The sequence below is a fragment of the Frigoribacterium sp. CFBP 13712 genome, assembly GCF_014842255.1.
Taxonomy (GTDB): domain Bacteria; phylum Actinomycetota; class Actinomycetes; order Actinomycetales; family Microbacteriaceae; genus Frigoribacterium.
Genome location: NZ_JACYVH010000002.1, coordinates 19,536 through 38,335, shown reverse-complemented (window position 1 = coordinate 38,335; position 18,800 = coordinate 19,536). Strand labels below are relative to the sequence as shown.

The window sequence follows — 18,800 nt, the reverse complement described above, 5'->3', positions numbered from 1 at the left end:
GCGCCTCCTCGGCTCCTCCCCTCTTCCTCCCTCCGCACCTCCCGCACACAGCCCCGCACCATCCCCTGCTCCACCCCCGACAGGAGACCCCATGCCCCGCACCTCCCGCACCCTCACCGCGCTCGGCCTCGTCGTCGTCACCGCCGCCGCGCTCTCCGCCTGCTCGAGCGGCTCGAGCGACGACGCCGCCCCGCAGGCCGCCGCCGGCTCGGCCGTCGACCTCTCGGGCGTCTGCCCGGCGACCGTGGTGATCCAGACCGACTGGAACCCCGAGGCCGAGCACGGCCACGCGTACCAGCTGCTCGGCGACGACTACACCGTCGACGCCGACCAGAAGTCGGTCTCGAGCGATCTCGTGATCGGCGGCGAGCCCACCGGCGTCAAGGTCGAGATCCGCGCCGGCGGCCCCGCCATCGGCTTCAACACCGTGCCGTCGCAGATGTACCAGGACGACGAGATCACGATGGGCTACGTCACCACCGACGTCGCCGTGCAGAACTCGGCCGACCTGCCCACCACCGCCGTCTTCGCCGAGAACGACATCTCGCCGCAGATGATCATGTGGGACCCGGAGACCTACCCCGACGTGTCGACCATCGAGGAGCTCGGCACCGAGCTCGAGGCCGACGGCGGGGTCGTCCGCTACTTCGGCGGCGCCGCGTACATGGACTACCTGGTCGGCAACGGGATCCTCCCCGAGTCGGTCGCCGACGGCAGCTACGACGGCACCCCGGCGAAGTTCGTCGTCGCGCAGGGCAAGGACGCGCAGCAGGGCTTCGCGACGGCCGAGCCGTTCGTCTACGAGAACCAGGTCTCGGCCTGGGGCAAGCCGCTCGACTACCAGCTGATCAACGACACCGGCTACCCCATCTACCCCGAGGCGATGTCGGTGCGCACCGGCGACCTCGAGGAGCTCAGCCCCTGCCTCGAGAAGCTCGTGCCCGTGCTGCAGCAGGCCGACGTCGACTACTTCGCCTCGCCCGACGCGACGAACGAGAAGATCGTCGACCTGGTCGACCAGTACGACACCGGCTGGGTCTACGACGAGGACGTCGCCGCGTACGCCGTCGACAAGATGAAGGAGCTGAAGATCGCGACCGACGGCGACAACGGCTACGTCGGCGACATGGACGAGGAGCGCATGCAGACGGTCATCGACCTCGACACCGAGATCTTCGAGAAGCAGGGCTCGACGCTGAAGGAGGGCCTGGTGCCGTCCGACCTGTACACGAACGAGTTCCTGGACGACTCGATCAGCCTCGGCTTCTGATCACCCGGGGGCCCGGTGCGAGCCGGGCCCCCTCCCCTCCTTCTTCAGACAGGACGCACCATGAACGACATCCGTCCCCCGGCAGCCCAGGAGGCGCTGGTCGCCCTCGAGAGCGAGCTCCGCATTCTGCTCGGCGAGCGCGGAGTCTCGGTCGAGCTCGCCGCCCGCGAGAAGGCGTCGCTCGACGGCTCGCGGCTCTCGCCCGTGATCAGCGAGCAGCTGCCGCTCGGTCTCGCCGACCTGGTCGCCTACCCGGCGAGCGCCGAGCAGATCGCCGAGGTCGTCGCCGCGGCGGTGCGTCACGGCGTGCCCGTCACCCCGCGAGGCAAGGGCACCGGCAACTACGGCCAGGCGATCCCGATGTCGGGCGGGCTCGTGCTCGACATGACGCGCGCCAAGGCGATCGTCGAGGTCGGCGACGGCGTCATCACCGCCGAGGCGGGTGCGACGATGGTCGCCCTCGAACAGGCCGCGAACAAGACGGGTCAGCAGATCCTGATGTACCCGTCGACCGCGCAGTCGTCGCTCGGCGGGTTCCTGTCGGGCGGCTCGGGCGGCACCGGGTCGATCAAGCACGGGTCGAACAGCTCGGGCTTCGTCACGGCGCTCGACGTCGTGCACGCCTCCCCCGAGGCGCGACTCGTGCACGTCGAGGGCGACGACGCCCAGCCCTACGTCCACAACTACGGCACGGCCGGCATCATCGCGCGCGCCACCGTCCGGCTCGAGCCGTTGCAGGACTGGCGCGGCTTCTTCGCCAGCTTCGACACGTTCGAGCAGGCTCTGAGCCTGATCCGCCCGTTCGCCGACCTCGAGCCCACGCCGCGGCTGGTCAGCGCAGATCTGCCGACCCTGGCCGACGCCCTGCCCGCCGACCCCGGCATCCCGGCCGGGCGGGTGAGCCTCCGCGCCATCCTCGACGTCGCCACGGTCGAGCTCGCCACGCGGATGGTCGAGGAGGCGGGGGGCCGCGTCGAGGACGTCCGCGAGGGCGCGCAGACCTCGATGAAGATCAGCATGATGTCGTACAACCACCCGATCGAGTGGCTGCAGAAGGCCTACCCCGACCGGTACTTCCATGTCGAGGTCTCGGGTGACGCCCTGGTCGACCGCATCGACGAGGTGCACGCCGTCTACGAGGGCGGGATGCTGCACATCGAGTCGCAGCACGGACGCCCGATCGGCATGCTGGCCGGCGTCTACACGACCGCCGCCGACGTCTACGCGGGCTTCGCGAAGCTCAAGGCGCTCGGTGTCGGGTATCACAACCCGCACCAGTGGTTCGTCGACTTCGAGCCGGCGCGCACCCGCGAGCTGGCGGCGTCCACCGACCCCGAGGGGCTGCTCAACCCGGGCAAGCTCGTCGACCCCGCGACCGTCGGCGGCCCCGACACCGGCGTGAAGGGCGGGCACGCCGTGCCCACCGGACGCCTCGGCATCGACACGGGGGTGAAGGTCTCGTGAGCCGCCTCGACGACGTCACCCGCGCCTCCTCGGCGCCCGGGCGGCGCTCGCGCGACCTGATCGAGCTGAGCGGGCCGGCCGCGGCGGCCGCGCTGACCGAGGACAGCATCATCGTGCTGCCGACGGGCGCGATCGAGCACCACGGGCCGCACCTGCCGCTCGCCACCGACTGGCTGATGGCCGACATGATCGGCCGAGCCGTGGTCGAGGAGGCGGCGGCCGGCGGGCAGGACGTCTGGCTGCTGCCGTCGCTCGCCTACACGAAGTCGGACGAGCACCACTGGGCGCCGGGCACGATGTGGCTGACCGCCGAGACGCTGCTGCAGACCGTGGTCGACATCGGCCGGTCCGTCGCCGCGACCCCGGCGCGCACCCTCGTCTTCTACAACGGGCACGGCGGCAACATCGCCCTGCTGCAGGTCGCCCTGCGCGAGCTGCGGCGCCGCTTCGGGCTGCGGACGTTCCTGATGGGCACCGGCATGGCACCCGGCGACGGCGTCAACGGGCCCGACGAGCACGGCTTCGGCGTGCACGGCGGGCACAGCGAGACGTCGATGATCCTGCACCTGCGACCCGACCTGGTCGACATGACGCAGGCCGCCCGGTGGATCCCCGACCACATGATCGACCTCGACTACGTGAAGTTCAACGGCGGGCCGGTGCACTTCGGCTGGCTGAGCGACGACTTCGGCCCGGCCGGCGTGGTCGGCGACGCGAGCGGGGCGACCGCCGAGTGGGGCGCCGAGCTCTACGAGACGGCGCTGCGCAAGGGGGTCGCGTCGCTCGCCGAGATCGCGCGGTTCCGCCACCTGCCGGCGCCCGGGCCCGTCGGCTTCGGCGCGTGACCGGCACCGCGAGCCACCCGCTGCCCGCCGAGGCCTGGGAGCTCGCCGCCGAGTGGCTGCCGCCGAACGACGACCCCGAGCGCCCGCAGGTGACCCTCTCGACGGTCGACGTCGACGGCGCACCGGACGCCCGCACCGTGCTGCTGAGCTCGTTCGACCGCGACGGCTTCGCGTTCCACACCGACGCGGCGAGTCGCAAGGTCGAGCAGATCACGGCCAGACCACTGGTGGCGTTGACCGTGCTCTGGCCCGGCTTCACGCGGCAGCTGGTGGTGCGGGGTCGGGCGGAGACCGCCGACGACGCGGCCCTCGCCGGCGCCTACGCGGCCCGCTCGCCCTACCTGCAGCAGCTCGCCTGGCTGAACTCGCACGAGTTCGCAGCCCTCCCCCTCGATGAGCGCCGCCGACGCTGGGACGCCTTCGAGCGCGAGCACGCCGACGGGTTCGAGCAGCCGGCGGGCTGGACGGGCTTCGTCGTCCGCCCGACCCGGCTCACCTTCTGGGTCAGCGCGCCCGACACAGCGAGCCGGCGCCGGGAGTGGTCGCTCGGGCCCGGCGGCTGGGCGCACGAGTACCGCGCCGGCTGATCCCCCCACAGGGCTCGAGCCCGGCGTCCGACCCGCGCGACGGGCGGATCATGCCGACCCGCGCCTCCTCGGCTGGAAGAATCGGACCACCGTGCCGTGACGAAAGGACCCCCGTGAAGAAGTTCCGTGCCGATCAGGCGCGCATGCACCTGTTCATGATGCTCGCGCTGACGTTCACGACGGGCATCATCGACGCCGTCGGCTACCTCGGTCTCGACCGCGTGTTCACGGCGAACATGACCGGCAACGTGGTCATCCTCGGCATGGCGATCGCGCAGGCCGACGGGCTGCCGATCGTGGGCCCGATCGTCGCGCTCGTCGCGTTCATGATCGGCGCGGCGATCGGCGGGGCGATGCTGCGCTCGGCTCGCGCGGGCTGGTCGGGTCGCAGCACGATCGCGTTCTCGGTGACCGGCACGGTGCTGTTCGGCCTCGGGGTGTCGTGCTTCGTCGTGCTGCCGGTCGAGGGGTCGCCGTGGGCGTTCACCATCACCGGGCTGCTCGGTGCGGCGATGGGTCTGCAGGCCGCGGCGGCGCGCAAGCTCGCAGTCGCCGACGTCACCACCGTCGTCGTCACGTCGACCATCGTGGGTCTCGCATCGGAGTCGAAGCTGGCCGGCGGCACGGGCAAGAACTTCCCGCGGCGGGTGCTCGCGGTGCTGATGATCCTGATCGGCGCGGGGGTCGGGGCCCTGCTGCTGCAGGTGCACATCGGCATCGGCATGGGCGCGGCCGGCGGGCTGACGCTGCTGGTCGCCCTCGCCGGGCACCTGCTGCGGAAGCGCCGCAAGGAGCTCGAGGCGGAGGAGGCGGAGGCCGCTGCGGCTGCCGAGACCGCCGCGGCCGAGACCGCCTCGCCCGGGACCGCCGTCGAGGAGGCGCGGGTCGCCCCGACCGCGGAGGGCACCCGTGCCTGAGCCGCTCGCCTCCGCTCCCTTCGATCTCGTGCTGCGCGCCGAGCGGGTGCTCGTCGACGGCGCTTGGCGGGCTGCCGCGGTGGCCGTGCGCGACGGCGTCGTCGCCGCGATCGGTCCCGTCGATGCGCCCTTCACCACGACCGGCGTCGACGACGACCGTCTGCTGCCGCCCGATCAGGTGCTGCTGCCCGGCATGGTCGACACCCACGTGCACGTCAACGAGCCCGGTCGCACCGAGTGGGAGGGTTTCGCGTCCGCCACCCGCGCCGCCGCGGCCGGCGGCGTGACGACGATCGTCGACATGCCGCTGAACAGCATCCCGCCGACGGTGACGGTCGAGGCGCTCGATCTGAAGCGTGCCGCCGCTGCCGCGCAGTCGGTCGTCGACGTCGGCTTCTGGGGCGGCGTCATCCCGTCGAACCTCGGCACCGGCGATCTGCGAGCGCTGCACGAGGCCGGGGTGTTCGGCTTCAAGGCGTTCCTCTCTCCGTCGGGCGTCGACGAGTTCCCGCACCTGTCGACATCGCAGCTGTTCGAGGCCCTGCGCGAGCTGACGGCCTTCGACGGTCTGCTGATCGTCCACGCAGAGGACCCTGGGCAGCTCGACGCCGCCGCGGCCTCGCTCGAGATCACCGCAGGAGGCGCGGTGTACGACGACTTCGTCCGGTCGCGCCCCGAGGCGGTCGAGCAGACCGCCATCGACCACGTGATCGAGGCGCTGCGCGAGACCGGTGGCCGGGCGCACGTGCTGCACCTGTCGTCAGCGTCGGCGCTGCCGGCGATCCGGGCGGCCAAGGCCGAGGGTCTGCGATTGACGGTCGAGACGTGCCCGCACTACCTGACCTTCGACGCGGGCTCGATCGGCGACGGCGAGACGCAGTACAAGTGCTGCCCGCCGATCCGCGACGAGCACAACCGCGAACTGCTCTGGGAGGCGCTGACCGACGGCACGATCGACATCGTCGCATCCGACCACTCCCCCTCGACGGCGGCGTTGAAGTTCGCCGGCGACGGCTCGTTCGACCTCGCCTGGGGCGGCATCGCCGGCCTCGAGGTGAGCTTCCGGGCGGTGTGGACGGGTGCTCGGGCCCGGGGCATCGCGCTCGAGACGGTGGTCGGCTGGATGTCGTCGGGGACGGCCGCGCTCGTCGGGCTCAGTGCGGTTGCTGCCTCGAAGGGCTCGATCACCGTCGGCGGGGCGGCGGACCTCGTCGCCTTCGCACCCGAGACGCCGTTCACGGTCGACGCGTCGGCGCTGCGGCACCGCAACCCGGTGTCGGCGTTCGACGGCGCGTCGCTGATGGGCGCCGTCGCGGGGACCTGGGTGGCGGGCGCCATCGTGGACTCCGACGCGCCTCCTGCCCGTCTGCTCCGCCGGAGCTGACGCCCGGCGTACCGTCGAGGCATGACCCGCCGACCTCTCACGCACGCCGACCGGGCGCTCCTCCGGGAAGCGACCCTCGCGAACATGAACTGGAACACGACCCGGTTCACCTTCGACGACCTGGACGCCACCGACGAGATCGCGCATTACTACACGGGCTTCCCCGCAGAAGGCGACTTCGGGCTCGTCGACTTCGACGGGGACGTCGCACGGGCCGTCGGCTGGGTCGTCTTCCTGCCGGAGGACGACCCCGGCTACGGATTCGTCGATGCCGACACTCCGGAACTGAGCCTGACGACCTTCCAGGGATTCCGTGGCCAGGGCCTCGGGCGCGACCTGCTCTCGGAGCTGATCGCCCTGGCGTCGGCCCGGGGCCTCCCCGGCATCAGCCTGAGCGTCGAGGACGGCAACGGCGCACGACGTCTGTACGAGCGGGCGGGATTCCGGGTCGTCGGGCGGAACGGCGACTCGGACACGATGCTGCTGAGCCTCGTCTGACCCTGAAGGCGTCGGCGACGACCGTCGTGTCGAGCTGACGATCGACCAGGAGGCGCGGGCCCGGAGAACCCGGACCGCGCCTCCTGCAGGTCCGGTCAGCTCCGGCCACCGCGACATCGTCGCCGCGCGCGATACGGTGCGGGGATGCTTCCCGCCCCCTCCACGCGGCTCCGATTCCGCGAGATGACCCGAGCCGACCTCGACGACATGGCTGATCTGCTCGGAGACCCGAGGGTCATGGAGTTCTACCCGGCACCGAAGAGTCGCGACGATGCGGCGCGATGGATCGCCTGGAACGAGGACAACTACGCCGCGCACGGCTTCGGTCTCTGGATCGTCGAGACGCATGCAGGGCTGTTCGTCGGCGACTGCGGGCTGACCTGGCAGGACGTCAACGGCGTCCCGATGCTCGAAGTCGGCTACCACGTGCGCGCGACGCTTCAAGGACGGGGCTACGCGACGGAGGCGGCAGCCGCCTGCCGGGACTTCGCCCGTGTCGAGCTCGACGCCACCGAACTCGTCGCGATCATCCATCCCGACAACACCGCCTCCGAGAGGGTCGCGCAGAAGATCGGGATGACTCGACGAGAGGACGACCACGGCGGACCCGTCGCCGTGCGCAGGGTGCTCGGCATGACGCTGTGAACGCGTCTCGGCGGCGATCCCGGGACCGTCCGCGCCGCAGCAGGACGACCGGACGGACGGGCCGATCCGGAGGTCAGACGCGCACGTGGTGCAGCGGGTCGAGCGCCGAGTCGAGTGCCGCCTCGAGCGGCCAGGACGAGCGCAGCGGCTGACTCATCACGAGACCGCCCTGCACCGCGGCGAGGATCACCATGGCGATGCGGTCGGGGTCGGCGTCCGCGTCGACGTCACCCGTCGACTGCATCTTGCGGACTCCCGCGGCGAGCAGGTCGCGCCACGCGCCCATGCTCTCGGCGATGACCCGTTCGAGCTCGGGGTCGGTCATGGCCGCCTGCGTCGCGAGTGATCCGATCGGACACGCCCATCGACCGAGGCCGAGGTAGTAGTCGACGAGGGCCTGCCGCCAGGCGATCCACGACTGCCACGAGCCGAGGTCGTCGATGTGCGGCTGCTGCGCTTCGAGCAGCTGGGCGCCCTCCCACGCCGCGACCTCGCGCACCAGCTCGGCTTTGCCGCCGGGGAAGTAGTGGAACAGCTGACTCTTGCTCGTCAGCGTCGCGGCCCGGACGGTGTCGAGGGTCGTCCCGCCGATGCCCGATGCGAGGATCTGCTCCCCCGTCGCCTCGATGATCCGTTGCCGGGTCGCCCTGCCGCGCTCGGTGAGCTTCGTCTCGTCCACTCGGCGATCCTACTCTCTTGGACCATTCAGTCCATTCGTGTGCTAGTAATGGACCATGAAGTCCAATGAAGAAGAACTGCAGACCCTGGCCGTCGATTCCCGCCTCGCCGGCAGGACCGCCCTGGTCACCGGCTCGACCAGCGGCATCGGCGAGGCGATCGCCCGCGTGCTCGCCGCCTCCGGAGCCGAGGTCGTCGTGAACGGGCGCGATGCCGACCGCGCCGACGCCGTCGTGCGCGTCATCACCGATGCGGGCGGGCGCGCCCACGCCGTCGTCGGCGACCTCGGCGGAAGCGCGTCGGAGGTGCGCCGCATCGCCGCAGAAGCCGAGTCCGCTCTCGGCGGGCGCGTCGACGTCATCGTCAACAACGCCGGCATCTACCCCGCGGGCCCCACCGCCGACCTCGCCGACGCCGATCTCGACGCCGTGCTGGCGGTCAACGTCCGTGCGCCGCACATCCTCGTCGCCGCCCTCGCCCCCGCGATGGTCGCGCGCGGCGGAGGTGCGATCGTCAACATCGGCTCGTGGATGTCTCGCGTCGGGGTCCCCTTCGGCGCCGCCTACACCGCCTCGAAGGCCGCCCTCGAGCAGATGACCCGCACCTGGTCGGCCGAGTTCGGACCCTCCGGCGTGGGCGTCACGACCGTGGCCCCCGGCGCGACGAGCACACCCGGCAACGCCGAGAGCGCCGACGTCCTCGCGGCGATGACGGCGGGCACCGTCGCGGGCCGACCCGTCCGCCCCGTCGACGTCGCCTTCGCGGTGCGCTGGCTCGTCTCGGACGAGGCGGTGTTCGTGCACGGCAGCACCGTCGACGTCGACGGCGGCATCACCGCGACTCGACTCGCATGACCGTCGACCCGGCCGACCCGGACACCCCGAGGTTCGGGGAGTCCTCGACCGCCCACGATGTGATCGAGGGGATCGATCTGCATGGGCGGAACGCCCTGGTCACCGGCGCCAGCTCGGGCATCGGCGTCGAGACGGTGCGGGCTCTCGCCGAGGCCGGTGCCACGGTCGTCCTCGCGGTCCGTGATGTCGAGGCCGGCCGGAGCACGGCCGACGAGATCAGGGCACGGAACCCCGCAGCGGACCTCCGCGTGCTGGAGCTCGATCTCGCCGACCTCGACTCCGTGAAGCGGTTGTCCGGGGCCTGGTCGGGGCCTCTGCACCTGCTGGTGGCCAACGCCGGCGTCATGCACGTCCCCGAGCGGCGCACCGCCAGGGGGCACGAATGGCACTTCGGCGTCAACCACCTCGGGCACTTCGCCCTGGCGACGGGTCTTCACGGGCCGCTGGCCAGCGCCGACGGAGCGCGCATCGTCTCCTTGTCGTCGAGCGGCCACGGTGCGAGCGGGATCCGCTTCGACGACATGCACTTCCGCCGCACCCCGTACGACTCGGGGCTGGCCTACGGGCAGTCCAAGACGGCGAACGTGCTCTTCGGCATCGAGGCCACGCGCAGGTGGCGCGACGACGGCATAACGGCCGCGGCGGTGATGCCCGGGGGGATCTGGACCGGGCTGCAACGCCACTGGGACCCCGCGGTTCTGGCCGAGATGAAGGTCCGCTACTCCGACGGCGTCAAGACGGTCGAGCAGGGCGCCGCGACGTCGGTGTTCGTCGCCACTCGAGCGGAGCTCGGTGTCGGCGCCCCGGCGTACTGGGAGGACTGCGGCCCGGCGGACGTCGTCGACGACATCGTCGACGGGATCCACGGCGTCGTGCGTCACGCCCTCGACCCCGACGCGGCCCGGCGCCTCTGGTCGGAGTCCGAGGCTCTGATCGGCTAGAGGTCGGTGGCGGCGGGTGTCAGTCGTCGGAGGATCGGTCGACGATCGTGTCGGCGTGCTCGACGATCCAGTCCATGAGGGGGACGAGTCGCGCGGCCAGTTCGGCGCCGCTCTCGGTGAGCGAGTAGTCCACCCGGGGCGGGATCGTGGGCTGGGCGACCCGGTTCACGATCCCGTCGTGCTCCAGCGTCCGCAAGGTGGAGGCGAGCATCTTCTCGCTGATCCCCTCGATCGTGCGCCGCAGTTCGCCCCACCGCATGCCGCCCTGCTCGAGCGCCAGGAGCACGAGCACTCCCCACCGGCTCGTGACATGTGTGAGCACGACTCGCGAAGGACACGCCGCAGGGAAGCGCGCCGGGGCGTCCCGACCGTGCGCGGGCGGTGCAGGCGCTTCCACGATTCCGACATCCATGTAAGCAACTTACAAAAAAGTGCGTACCTCCGCTGGGGAGAGTTCTCTGCGATGCTGCGATCCCGATCGCTCACCATCGAAGGAGTACTCGTGCCCACCATCTCCACCGCCCGTCGTGCCCGCCTCACCCGCGGCACGGCCGTCCTCGCCGGAGTCGCCCTCCTCTCCGGGCTCGTCGTCGCGACGCCGGCAGCCGCTGCTCCCGGGGCCCAGCCGAAGGCGACCGTGACGGTCGCCGCAGACAGACAGGACACCCGCACCGAACAGCGCAACGCCTGCGTCGTCCGGATGCTCCTCACTAAGACCTTCAGCGACCCCGACAGCAGGTCGTCCCAGCAGCTCGCGGCTCGGTTCGTCTCGCCGAGCGCGGTCGCCCGGGGAGCAGCGACCGCCGCGGGGCCCGAAGGACTCCTGGCCCACTTCGCGGCGGACCGCACCCGCGTCCCCGGTGCCCAGGCGGTGATCAAGCGGGTCGCCGCCGACGGCGACCTCGTCGCGGTGCACTGGCAGATCACGTCGGACCCCCGCGACGAACGGAGCGATGACGCCGCCGTCGATCTGTTCCGCCTCCAGCACGGCCGGATCGTCGAGCACTGGTCGCTCGAGCAGCCCGTTCCGACCGGCACACCGGCGAGCGGGAACACGAACACCATGTTCAGCGATCTGTACCGACCGGCACGTCCGACCGCCGCACCGTCGGAACGTCAGGAGGAACGCAACCGCATCCTCGCGGTGTCGGCGTACGACACGCTGTTCCGCGACCAGGACGCCTCGATCCTCGACCGGGCCTTCGACCCCGCGTACCTGCAGCACAACCCGGTCGCTCCGAACGGGACGGCAGCGCTGAAGCAACTGTTCGGCAGCGGTGCGCAGTTCCCGGCGCAGCAGTCCGTCATCTCGCTCTCCGACGGCGACATCGTCTGGACCTTCTCCCAGGCGGTCGGCGCGAAGCCCGGCGACCCGCTGCTCGCAGCCGACCTGTTCCGCGTCGACGGCGGACTCATCCGCGAGCACTGGGATGTGGTCCCCACCAACTAGCGGCCGGAGGGCCGCCACCCCGAGCAGCGAAGTCGTCGTCGGCGGGGTCGCAGGCGGCGGGATCGCCTTTCGGGGCGGCACCGGGCGGCACCCGGCATCGCCCCGCTCGACGGAGCCGCCCCGCTCGACGGAGCCGCTCCGCTCGACGGCGTCAGCGTGACGTCGCGGCCAGGGCCGTGTTCAGCTCGAGCACGTTCACGGTGGGCTCGCCGAGGTAGCCGAGGTCGCGGCCCCGGGTGTGCTCCGCCACCAGGGCCTCGACGTCCGCCAAGGGCAGATCGCGCGCCGCGGCGACGCGTTCGATCTGGATTTGCGCGTACTCCGGGCTGATGTGCGGGTCGAGCCCGGACGAGGAGGCGGTGAGCGCGTCGACGGGGACGTCCTCCGGGGCGACGCCGTCGCTCGCGGCGATCGCGGCACGGCGTTCGTCGATCGCGGCGATGAGGTCCTCGTTCTCGGGTCCGTAGTTGCTGCCGCTCGAGGCGGAGGCGTCGTAGCCGTCGCCCGCTGCGGAGGGCCGTGACTGGAACCACTCCGGCAGGGCGGCCCCGTCGGCGTCGGTGAACGACTGCCCGATCAGGGACGAGCCGACGGTCTCGCCGTCGAGCGCGACGGCGGATCCGTCGGCCTTGCCGCCGAGGGCGAGCTGTCCGACGCCGGTGATGACGGCCGTGTAGGCCACGCCGAGCACGAGGGTGAAGACGAGCATCGCGCGGAGGGCGACGCCGTGCTGGCGGAGGAGGGTGCGTGTGTTCATGGTCTCTTTCCCGGTTCCGGTCGCCGGCTAGAAGCCGGGGATGACGCTGACGACGAGGTCGATGAGCTTGATGCCGACGAACGGGGCGACGACGCCGCCGAGTCCGTAGACGAGGAGGTTGCGCGACAGGATCGACGAGGCCGACGCTGCGCGGTACTTCACGCCCCGCAGGGCGAGCGGGATGAGCACGACGATGACCAGCGCGTTGAAGACGATCGCCGACAGGATCGCGGAGGCCGGCGAGCTGAGCTGCATGAGGTTGAGCAGCCCGAGCCCGGGGAACACCCCGGCGAACATGGCCGGGATGATCGCGAAGTACTTCGCGATGTCGTTGGCGATCGAGAACGTGGTGAGGGCGCCGCGGGTGATGAGCAGCTGCTTGCCGATCCGGACGATGTCGATCAGCTTCGTCGGGTCGCTGTCGAGGTCGACCATGTTGCCGGCCTCCTTGGCGGCCGACGTGCCGGTGTTCATGGCGACGCCGACGTCGGCCTGGGCCAGCGCGGGGGCGTCGTTGGTGCCGTCGCCGGTCATGGCGACGAGCGCGCCTCCTTCCTGCTCCCGGCGGATCAGCGCGAGCTTGTCCTCGGGGGTGGCCTCGGCGAGGTAGTCGTCGACACCGGCCTCGGCCGCGATCGCCTTGGCCGTGAGCGGGTTGTCGCCCGTGATCATCACGGTGCGGATGCCCATGGACCGCAGCTCGGCGAAGCGCTCGCGCAGGCCGGTCTTGACGACGTCCTTCAGGTAGACCACGCCCAGCACACGGGCATCGGCCGTGGTCGTCTTCATCGCGACCACCAGCGGTGTGCCGCCGGCGTTCGAGATCTCGTCGATTCGGGCCTGGAGCTCGTCGTGCTCGCTCGAGGCGAGGCGGCGATCCTCCTCGACCCACGAGATGATCGAGTTGCCGGCGCCCTTGCGGATCCGGGTGCCGTCGGGCAGATCGAGCCCCGACATCCGGGTCTGCGCGGTGAACGGCACGATCTCGCCCTCCTGACCGCCGGCGTCGAGCCAGCCCGTCGTCAGGGCGAGGTCGACGATCGACTTGCCCTCGGGCGTCGGGTCGGCGAGGGAGGACCGCGCCGCGGCGTCGACGAGCTCGGCCCGCGCGATGCCGTCGAGGGGCGTGAACTCGGCGGCCTGCCGGTTGCCGTAGGTGATGGTGCCGGTCTTGTCGAGCAGCAGCGTCGTCACGTCGCCTGCCGCCTCGACCGCGCGCCCCGACATGGCGAGCACGTTGCGCTGCACGAGGCGGTCCATGCCGGCGATGCCGATCGCGCTCAGCAGCGCGCCGATCGTCGTCGGGATGAGGCAGACCAGCAGGGCGATCAGCACCGGGATGCTGACGGAGGCGTCGCTGTACCCGGCGATCGGGTTCAGCGTCAGGGTCACGACGACGAAGACGATCGAGAGGCTCGCGAGCAGGATGTTCAGCGCGATCTCGTTGGGCGTCTTCTGTCGGGAGGCGCCCTCGACGAGGCGGATCATCCGGTCGACGAAGGTCTCGCCCGGCTTGCTCGTGATGCGCACGACGACCCGGTCGGACAGCACGCGGGTGCCGCCGGTGACGGCGCTGCGGTCGCCGCCCGACTCGCGGATCACCGGGGCGGACTCGCCCGTGATCGCCGACTCGTCGACGCTGGCGATGCCCCAGACGATGTCGCCGTCGCCCGGGATCAGCTCGCCGGCGGTCACGACGACCGTGTCGCCGAGCGTGAGGTCGGCGGATGACACGGACTCCGAGGAGGCGCGCTCGGCACCGGCGTCGGACGTCGCGTCGTACGAGAGGACGCGCTGGGCGGTGGTGCTGGTGCGAGTCGCCTTGAGGGTCTCGGCCTGCGCCTTGCCGCGCCCCTCGGCGACGGACTCGGCGAGGTTGGCGAAGACGACGGTCAGCCAGAGCCAGATCGCGATGGCCCAGGTGAAGGAGCCGGGGACGGGCGACCCGCCGGAGGACTGCGGACCGGTGAACAGACCCGCGATCGCGAGGATCGTCGTGTAGGCGGCGCCCACCTCGACGATGAACATGACCGGGTTGTGCCACATCTCGCGGGGGTCCAGCTTGCGCAGGGCGCCGGGCAGCGCCGCGACGAGCTGGGCGGCGCTGAAGGCGCCGCCGCGGTCCGTCGGAGCAGCCTCCTGGTCGTGATCGACGGTGGCGGGTGTGTCGGTGATGGTGGACATGGTTACTGCAGCCCTTCAGCGAGCGGTCCCAGTGCGAGGACGGGGAAGTAGGTCAGCGCGGTGATGATCACGGAGACGCCGGTGAGCAGGCCCACGAACTGCGGGCGGTGGGTGGGGAGGGTCCCGGCGGTCGCGGGGATCCTGTCCTGCGCGGCGAACGAGCCGGCGAGGGCGAGCACGAGCACGATCGGCAGGAACCGGCCGAGCAGCATGGCGACGCCGAGGGTCGTGTTGAACCAGGGGGTGTTCGCGGTGAGGCCGGCGAAGGCCGAGCCGTTGTTGTTCGCGGCCGAGGTGAAGGCGTAGAGGACCTCGCTGAAGCCGTGCAGGCCGGGGTTCCAGATCGACGTGCCCTCGACGTCGGCGCGGACCGCGGGGATCGCGAAGCTCAGCGCGGTGAAGGCGAGCACGATGGTCGGCGTGACGAGGATGTACAGGCTGGCGAGCTTGATCTCGCGCGGCCCGATCTTCTTGCCGAGGTACTCCGGCGTGCGGCCGACGAGCAGACCCGCGATGAACACCGTGATGACGGCGAGCACGAGCATCCCGTAGAGACCCGATCCGACGCCGCCGGGGGCGATCTCGCCGAGCATCATGTTGATCATCGGCATCATGCCGCCGAGAGCGGTGTACGAGTCGTGCATCGAGTTGACGGCACCGGTCGAGGTGAGGGTCGAGGTGGAACCGAAGAGGGTCGACCCCCAGATGCCGAACCGCGCCTCCTTCCCCTCCATCGCGCCGCCGGCGAGCTGGGTCGCGGTGCCGGCACCGCGGAGCTCGAACCAGGTCATGGCGCTGAGCGAGACGGCGAAGATCGTCATCATGACCGCCGCGATCGCGACGCCCTGCTTCGTCGAGCCGACCATGCGGCCGAAGGTGCGCGGCAGCGAGAACGGGATGACGAGCATCATCAGGATCTCGAACACGCTCGTCCAGGGCGCGGGGTTCTCGAAGGGGTGCGAGCTGTTGGCGTTGAAGAAGCCGCCGCCGTTCGTGCCGAGCATCTTGATCGCCTCCTGCGAGGCGACCGGCCCGCCGGGGATCGTCGCGGTCCCCCCGGTCAGGGTCGTGACGTCGGTGAACCCGGCGAAGTTCTGGACGACCCCGCCCGCGACGAGCACGACGGCCGCGACGACGGCCAGGGGAAGCAGGAGGCGGACGAGCGTGCGGGTCAGGTCGACCCAGAAGTTGCCGAGCGTGCCGCTCTTCGCGCGGGCGAGCCCGCGGATGACGGCCACGGCGACCACGATGCCGACGGCCGCCGAGACGAAGTTCTGGACGGCGAGACCGCCGAGCTGGACCGCGTACCCGAGGGTCGTGTCGGGCGAGTACGACTGCCAGTTGGTGTTCGTGACGAAGGAGGCGGCGGTGTTGAAGGACAGCCCCTCGGGCACGGCGGGGAAGCCGAGCGAGTACGGCAGGAACGCCTGGAGGCGCTGGATCGCGTAGACGAAGAGCACGCCGACCAGCGAGAAGGCGAGGACACCGCGCAGGTAGGCGGGCCACGTCTGCTCGGAGGCGGAGTCGACGCCGATCAGGCGGTAGAAGCCGCGTTCGACGCGAGAGTCCTTCGCGGTGGTGAAGAGGCGGGCCATGTAGTCGCCGAGGGGGCGGTACACGACGACCAGGACGACGACGACGGTCAGGATCTGGAGGATGCCGAAGAGGGTGTCCATCAGAACCGCTCGGGCTTCACGAGCGCGTACACGAGGTAGGCGAGCGCGGCGACGGCCAGTACGGCCGCACCGATGCTGAAGACGATCACAGCTTCTCGACCCCCTTCGCCACGAGGGACACCACTGCGAACACAGCGATGACGGCGAGCACGTACACGATGTCGAGCACTACGACTCCAAGAGAAGGATCGACGGGCCACCAGGACCCGGTGCCCGTCGTGGGCACAGCGAGTCAGTAGACACCGGGATGCGGCCGTCTCGGACGGCCCTTACGGGTTCCTCACGCGAAAACAGGTGTTCCTCACGGAGACCACACGGCCGGACAGCGTCGCGGTCTCGTAAGAAAGTACTTGCAACGTTGGAAAGTACTTTCTATGATGAGAACACGAACACCCACCCAGAGAGGATCAGCACCATGACGAACAGCACATCCCTCCCCACACCCGACGAGGCCCGCCGCCTCCTCGCCGACGCCGATGCGACCGGCCGTCAGGCGACCTCGACCGCCAGCTGGCCCGCTGTCGCCGTGCTGCTGGCCCTCGGGTCGACCCTGTCGCTCGGCACCCTCGCCATGGGTCTCACCTCCGGCACGAACTACCTGATCGCGATGCTCGCTCTCGTCGTCTGGATCGCGGTGATCATCGCGTTCCAGCTCGCGTTCCTCCGCTCGCACAAGAACGGGTTCGGGCGACGATGGGGCCTCTACATGGGCGTCATCTTCGCGGTCTACCTCGTCGCGATGCTCGTCGTCTCGACCTCCCAGGGCGAGGCGCTGCTGGCCTCGAGCCTGCTCGCCCTCGCGCTGCTCGCACTCTCCGTGGGTGCGGCGACGTACGAGGCGAAGGCGGCTCGGCGATGAGCGAGCAGCACCCGCGCCTCCGGCTGTCGGACACCCTGCACCAGCCCGTGCGCTTCTCGATGACAGCGGCCCTCGCGGCAGCGGACCAGCTCGACTTCGCCGACCTCCGCGATGCCGTGCAGGTCAGCGACTCGACGCTCAGCAAGCAGGTCAGCGTGCTCGAGGCGGCCGGCTACGTGCAGGTCAAGAAGGGGTTCGTCGGCAAGCGACCACGGACCTCCCTCAAGCTCACGGCCGAGGGCCGCACGGCGTGGGCGGCCCACCTGGCGACGCTGCGCGAGATCGCCGCCGGCTGAGCCCGCGGTAGCCTCGCGACATGACCTTCGTGAACGTGGGCACCCTCGGGGCCGCACCCGGAAAGCGCGATGAACTCGTCGCCCTCCTCACCGAGCACAACGAGAGCCTCACGGGCGCCGGATGCCGGGCCTACGAGGTCGGGGTGGACGACGATCAGCCCGACACCGTCTTCGTCGTCGAGCTCTGGGACTCGGCGGAGGCGCACCGCGCCTCCCTCGCCCTCCCCCAGGTGCAGGACGCGATCGCCAGAGCCCGCCCCCTGCTCGACGGCACCTTCGGCGGTCACCGCTTCACCGTCGTGGGATCGCCCCTCAGCGACTAGATCGGCGTACGCTCCCCGCTCGGCCGTCGGGCGGGGCGCGGGCGCGGGCGCCGGCTGCCGACTCTAGAGAGCCCGCGCCATCGTGAGCTCGCTCCGGAACCTGCCGTGACGCCGAATCCGTTCTTCGCCTTGCTAGCGTCGACGGATGGCCGGCATCACGTACCCCACGCCGCTCCGGGCGGGAGGACGCATCGAAGTGCCCGCTCCTTCGATGGGGGTCCCCGACGAACTCCACGAGCGTCTCCGTGCAGCGGTGGCCTCGCTGACCGACCGCGGTCTCGATGTGCACGTCCGGGATCACGCCACCATCGGCGGACTCGTTCCCGCATCCGCTGGCGATCGCATCGTGGATCTCCACGACTCTTTCCGCTCCGGCGACACGGTGCTGCCTCCCTGGGGAGGTGAACTGGCCGTCGAGCTGCTCGACGGCATCGACTGGGCGGCCCTCGCGTCGACCCGGACCTGGTTCGTCGGCTGGTCGGACATCTCCACCCTGCTCCTGCCGTTGACCACCCTCACCGGGCTGGCGACGATGCACGGTGCGAACCTCATGGACGAGCCATGGGAGTTGCCGACGGAATTCCACCGCTGGACGGACGTCGCGAGCATGCCGGCCGGGAGCTCGTTCGAGCAACGCAGCGCACCGCGTCGCCGCTCACGCCCCTGGGCCGCCTGGAGCGAAGAGCCCCTCGATCGAGACCGCGCGTACGAGACCCCGACCAGATGGCGCACGCTCGACGGTGAGGATGACGTCAGCATGAGCGGGCGACTCATCGGCGGATGCCTCGAGACCGTGTCGCTCCTGGCGGGTACACCCTACGGAGACGTGCCCCGTTTCGCCCTCGAACACGCCCCAGAAGGAACCCTCGTCTACCTGGAGGCCGCGGGCTCCGACTCGGTCGCCGTACTGCGCATGCTCCGATCCCTTCGGCTGGCCGGATGGTTCGACGCCGCCGAGGGCGTCTTGATCGGGCGCACGAACGGCCCGGACAGCTCGGAACTGACTCAGGAAGATGCCGTGCGACGAGCTCTGGGAGACGTCGACATCCCCGTCATCCTCGATTTCGACACCGGCCATCAGCCCCCGCAGATGCCGCTGGTCAACGGCGCTCTCGCCGACGTCGCCCTCGTCGACGGGCAGGGCAGCATCACGCAGCACCTGACAGCCTGAG

22 protein-coding genes are annotated in these 18,800 nt (G+C 70.8%); 15 read left to right on the top strand and 7 right to left on the bottom strand.

What is annotated here, in order from left to right:
- Positions 1 to 91: 91 nt before the first annotated feature.
- From IFT51_RS03850 to IFT51_RS03815, 8 genes are all read left to right on the top strand, one after another.
- Positions 92 to 1,270 carry an ABC transporter substrate-binding protein gene (locus IFT51_RS03850; protein WP_192059413.1) on the top strand — a complete coding sequence of 393 codons (1,179 nt, stop codon included), beginning with the start codon at positions 92 to 94 and terminating at the stop codon, positions 1,268 to 1,270.
- Positions 1,271 to 1,330: 60 nt separating this feature from the next.
- The gene (locus IFT51_RS03845; protein ID WP_192059411.1) at positions 1,331 to 2,734 is read left to right on the top strand and encodes an FAD-binding oxidoreductase; all 1,404 of its coding nucleotides are present in this window, start codon (positions 1,331 to 1,333) and stop codon (positions 2,732 to 2,734) included.
- The gene (locus IFT51_RS03840) at positions 2,731 to 3,579 is read left to right on the top strand and encodes a creatininase family protein (RefSeq protein WP_192059410.1); all 849 of its coding nucleotides are present in this window, start codon (positions 2,731 to 2,733) and stop codon (positions 3,577 to 3,579) included. Before IFT51_RS03845 ends, IFT51_RS03840 begins: the two co-directional genes overlap by 4 nt.
- A complete protein-coding gene (locus IFT51_RS03835) occupies positions 3,576 to 4,166 on the top strand; it encodes a pyridoxamine 5'-phosphate oxidase family protein (protein ID WP_192059408.1) in 591 nt (196 codons plus the stop codon). The genes IFT51_RS03840 and IFT51_RS03835 overlap by 4 nt, the downstream gene beginning before the upstream one ends.
- 113 nt (positions 4,167 to 4,279) lie before the next feature.
- Positions 4,280 to 5,083: a YoaK family protein gene (locus tag IFT51_RS03830; RefSeq protein WP_371740673.1), complete on the top strand. Its 804-nt coding sequence runs from the start codon at positions 4,280 to 4,282 to the stop codon at positions 5,081 to 5,083.
- The gene (gene allB, locus IFT51_RS03825; RefSeq protein WP_192059405.1) at positions 5,076 to 6,467 is read left to right on the top strand and encodes an allantoinase AllB; all 1,392 of its coding nucleotides are present in this window, start codon (positions 5,076 to 5,078) and stop codon (positions 6,465 to 6,467) included. Before IFT51_RS03830 ends, allB begins: the two co-directional genes overlap by 8 nt.
- Before the next feature lie 21 nt (positions 6,468 to 6,488).
- Positions 6,489 to 6,965, top strand: a complete 477-nt coding sequence (locus IFT51_RS03820) for a GNAT family N-acetyltransferase (RefSeq protein WP_192059403.1) — start codon at positions 6,489 to 6,491, stop codon at positions 6,963 to 6,965.
- A 144-nt stretch (positions 6,966 to 7,109) separates the two neighbouring features.
- Positions 7,110 to 7,610 (top strand): GNAT family N-acetyltransferase, encoded by a 501-nt coding sequence (locus IFT51_RS03815; protein ID WP_192059401.1) that lies wholly within the window; start codon positions 7,110 to 7,112, stop codon positions 7,608 to 7,610.
- A 73-nt stretch (positions 7,611 to 7,683) separates the two neighbouring features.
- Here the strand turns inward: IFT51_RS03815 and IFT51_RS15530 are convergent, their stop codons facing one another.
- Positions 7,684 to 8,289, bottom strand: a complete 606-nt coding sequence (locus IFT51_RS15530) for a TetR/AcrR family transcriptional regulator (protein ID WP_192059399.1) — start codon at positions 8,287 to 8,289, stop codon at positions 7,684 to 7,686.
- Between the two features lie 55 nt (positions 8,290 to 8,344).
- Here IFT51_RS15530 and IFT51_RS03805 point away from each other — a divergent pair, with 55 nt between their 5' ends.
- A complete protein-coding gene (locus tag IFT51_RS03805; RefSeq protein ID WP_192059397.1) occupies positions 8,345 to 9,142 on the top strand; it encodes an SDR family NAD(P)-dependent oxidoreductase in 798 nt (265 codons plus the stop codon).
- Positions 9,139 to 10,083 (top strand): SDR family NAD(P)-dependent oxidoreductase, encoded by a 945-nt coding sequence (locus IFT51_RS03800; protein ID WP_192059395.1) that lies wholly within the window; start codon positions 9,139 to 9,141, stop codon positions 10,081 to 10,083. Before IFT51_RS03805 ends, IFT51_RS03800 begins: the two co-directional genes overlap by 4 nt.
- A 19-nt stretch (positions 10,084 to 10,102) precedes the next feature.
- Here the strand turns inward: IFT51_RS03800 and IFT51_RS03795 are convergent, their stop codons facing one another.
- Positions 10,103 to 10,495 (bottom strand): helix-turn-helix domain-containing protein, encoded by a 393-nt coding sequence (locus IFT51_RS03795; RefSeq protein WP_192059394.1) that lies wholly within the window; start codon positions 10,493 to 10,495, stop codon positions 10,103 to 10,105.
- A 90-nt stretch (positions 10,496 to 10,585) separates the two neighbouring features.
- Between IFT51_RS03795 and IFT51_RS03790 the strand changes: the two genes are divergently transcribed.
- On the top strand, positions 10,586 to 11,533 hold the full coding sequence (locus tag IFT51_RS03790) for a nuclear transport factor 2 family protein (RefSeq protein WP_371740672.1): 948 nt from the start codon (positions 10,586 to 10,588) through the stop codon (positions 11,531 to 11,533).
- A 151-nt stretch (positions 11,534 to 11,684) separates the two neighbouring features.
- Here the strand turns inward: IFT51_RS03790 and kdpC are convergent, their stop codons facing one another.
- The 5 genes from kdpC to IFT51_RS15520 are packed head-to-tail and all read right to left on the bottom strand — an operon-like array spanning position 11,685 to position 16,376.
- On the bottom strand, positions 11,685 to 12,290 hold the full coding sequence (gene kdpC / locus IFT51_RS03785) for a potassium-transporting ATPase subunit KdpC (RefSeq protein WP_192059390.1): 606 nt from the start codon (positions 12,288 to 12,290) through the stop codon (positions 11,685 to 11,687).
- Positions 12,291 to 12,317: 27 nt separating this feature from the next.
- On the bottom strand, positions 12,318 to 14,474 hold the full coding sequence (gene kdpB / locus IFT51_RS03780) for a potassium-transporting ATPase subunit KdpB (RefSeq protein ID WP_192059387.1): 2,157 nt from the start codon (positions 14,472 to 14,474) through the stop codon (positions 12,318 to 12,320).
- A gap of 2 nt (positions 14,475 to 14,476) precedes the next feature.
- Positions 14,477 to 16,150, bottom strand: coding sequence for a potassium-transporting ATPase subunit KdpA (gene kdpA, locus IFT51_RS03775; RefSeq protein ID WP_192059386.1), 1,674 nt, complete (start codon positions 16,148 to 16,150; stop codon positions 14,477 to 14,479).
- Complete coding sequence (gene kdpF / locus IFT51_RS15525; RefSeq protein ID WP_071257733.1) at positions 16,150 to 16,239, bottom strand: K(+)-transporting ATPase subunit F; 90 nt, start codon at positions 16,237 to 16,239, stop codon at positions 16,150 to 16,152. Before kdpF ends, kdpA begins: the two co-directional genes overlap by 1 nt.
- Positions 16,236 to 16,376, bottom strand: a complete 141-nt coding sequence (locus IFT51_RS15520; RefSeq protein ID WP_192059384.1) for a hypothetical protein — start codon at positions 16,374 to 16,376, stop codon at positions 16,236 to 16,238. Before IFT51_RS15520 ends, kdpF begins: the two co-directional genes overlap by 4 nt.
- Positions 16,377 to 16,565: 189 nt before the next feature.
- Between IFT51_RS15520 and IFT51_RS03760 the strand changes: the two genes are divergently transcribed.
- From IFT51_RS03760 to IFT51_RS03745, 4 genes are all read left to right on the top strand, one after another.
- Positions 16,566 to 17,009 carry a chemotaxis protein CheY gene (locus tag IFT51_RS03760; protein WP_192059382.1) on the top strand — a complete coding sequence of 148 codons (444 nt, stop codon included), beginning with the start codon at positions 16,566 to 16,568 and terminating at the stop codon, positions 17,007 to 17,009.
- Positions 17,006 to 17,305, top strand: a complete 300-nt coding sequence (locus IFT51_RS03755) for a transcriptional regulator (RefSeq protein ID WP_192059380.1) — start codon at positions 17,006 to 17,008, stop codon at positions 17,303 to 17,305. The genes IFT51_RS03760 and IFT51_RS03755 overlap by 4 nt, the downstream gene beginning before the upstream one ends.
- A gap of 20 nt (positions 17,306 to 17,325) precedes the next feature.
- Positions 17,326 to 17,628 (top strand): putative quinol monooxygenase, encoded by a 303-nt coding sequence (locus tag IFT51_RS03750; RefSeq protein WP_192059378.1) that lies wholly within the window; start codon positions 17,326 to 17,328, stop codon positions 17,626 to 17,628.
- A 145-nt stretch (positions 17,629 to 17,773) separates the two neighbouring features.
- Positions 17,774 to 18,799: an LD-carboxypeptidase gene (locus tag IFT51_RS03745; RefSeq protein ID WP_192059375.1), complete on the top strand. Its 1,026-nt coding sequence runs from the start codon at positions 17,774 to 17,776 to the stop codon at positions 18,797 to 18,799.
- Position 18,800 lies beyond the last annotated feature (1 nt).

Coding starts and splice junctions, on each gene's coding strand:
- kdpC (WP_192059390.1), bottom strand. CDS start 12,290: ATGAACACACGCACCCTCCTCCGCCAGCACGGCGTCGCCCTCCGCGCG.
- IFT51_RS03805 (WP_192059397.1), top strand. CDS start 8,345: ATGAAGTCCAATGAAGAAGAACTGCAGACCCTGGCCGTCGATTCCCGC.
- IFT51_RS03800 (WP_192059395.1), top strand. CDS start 9,139: ATGACCGTCGACCCGGCCGACCCGGACACCCCGAGGTTCGGGGAGTCC.
- IFT51_RS03760 (WP_192059382.1), top strand. CDS start 16,566: ATGACGAACAGCACATCCCTCCCCACACCCGACGAGGCCCGCCGCCTC.
- IFT51_RS03815 (WP_192059401.1), top strand. CDS start 7,110: ATGCTTCCCGCCCCCTCCACGCGGCTCCGATTCCGCGAGATGACCCGA.
- IFT51_RS03845 (WP_192059411.1), top strand. CDS start 1,331: ATGAACGACATCCGTCCCCCGGCAGCCCAGGAGGCGCTGGTCGCCCTC.
- kdpA (WP_192059386.1), bottom strand. CDS start 16,150: ATGGACACCCTCTTCGGCATCCTCCAGATCCTGACCGTCGTCGTCGTC.
- kdpB (WP_192059387.1), bottom strand. CDS start 14,474: ATGTCCACCATCACCGACACACCCGCCACCGTCGATCACGACCAGGAG.
- IFT51_RS03750 (WP_192059378.1), top strand. CDS start 17,326: ATGACCTTCGTGAACGTGGGCACCCTCGGGGCCGCACCCGGAAAGCGC.
- IFT51_RS03755 (WP_192059380.1), top strand. CDS start 17,006: ATGAGCGAGCAGCACCCGCGCCTCCGGCTGTCGGACACCCTGCACCAG.
- IFT51_RS03820 (WP_192059403.1), top strand. CDS start 6,489: ATGACCCGCCGACCTCTCACGCACGCCGACCGGGCGCTCCTCCGGGAA.
- IFT51_RS03745 (WP_192059375.1), top strand. CDS start 17,774: ATGGCCGGCATCACGTACCCCACGCCGCTCCGGGCGGGAGGACGCATC.
- IFT51_RS03795 (WP_192059394.1), bottom strand. CDS start 10,495: ATGGATGTCGGAATCGTGGAAGCGCCTGCACCGCCCGCGCACGGTCGG.
- IFT51_RS03850 (WP_192059413.1), top strand. CDS start 92: ATGCCCCGCACCTCCCGCACCCTCACCGCGCTCGGCCTCGTCGTCGTC.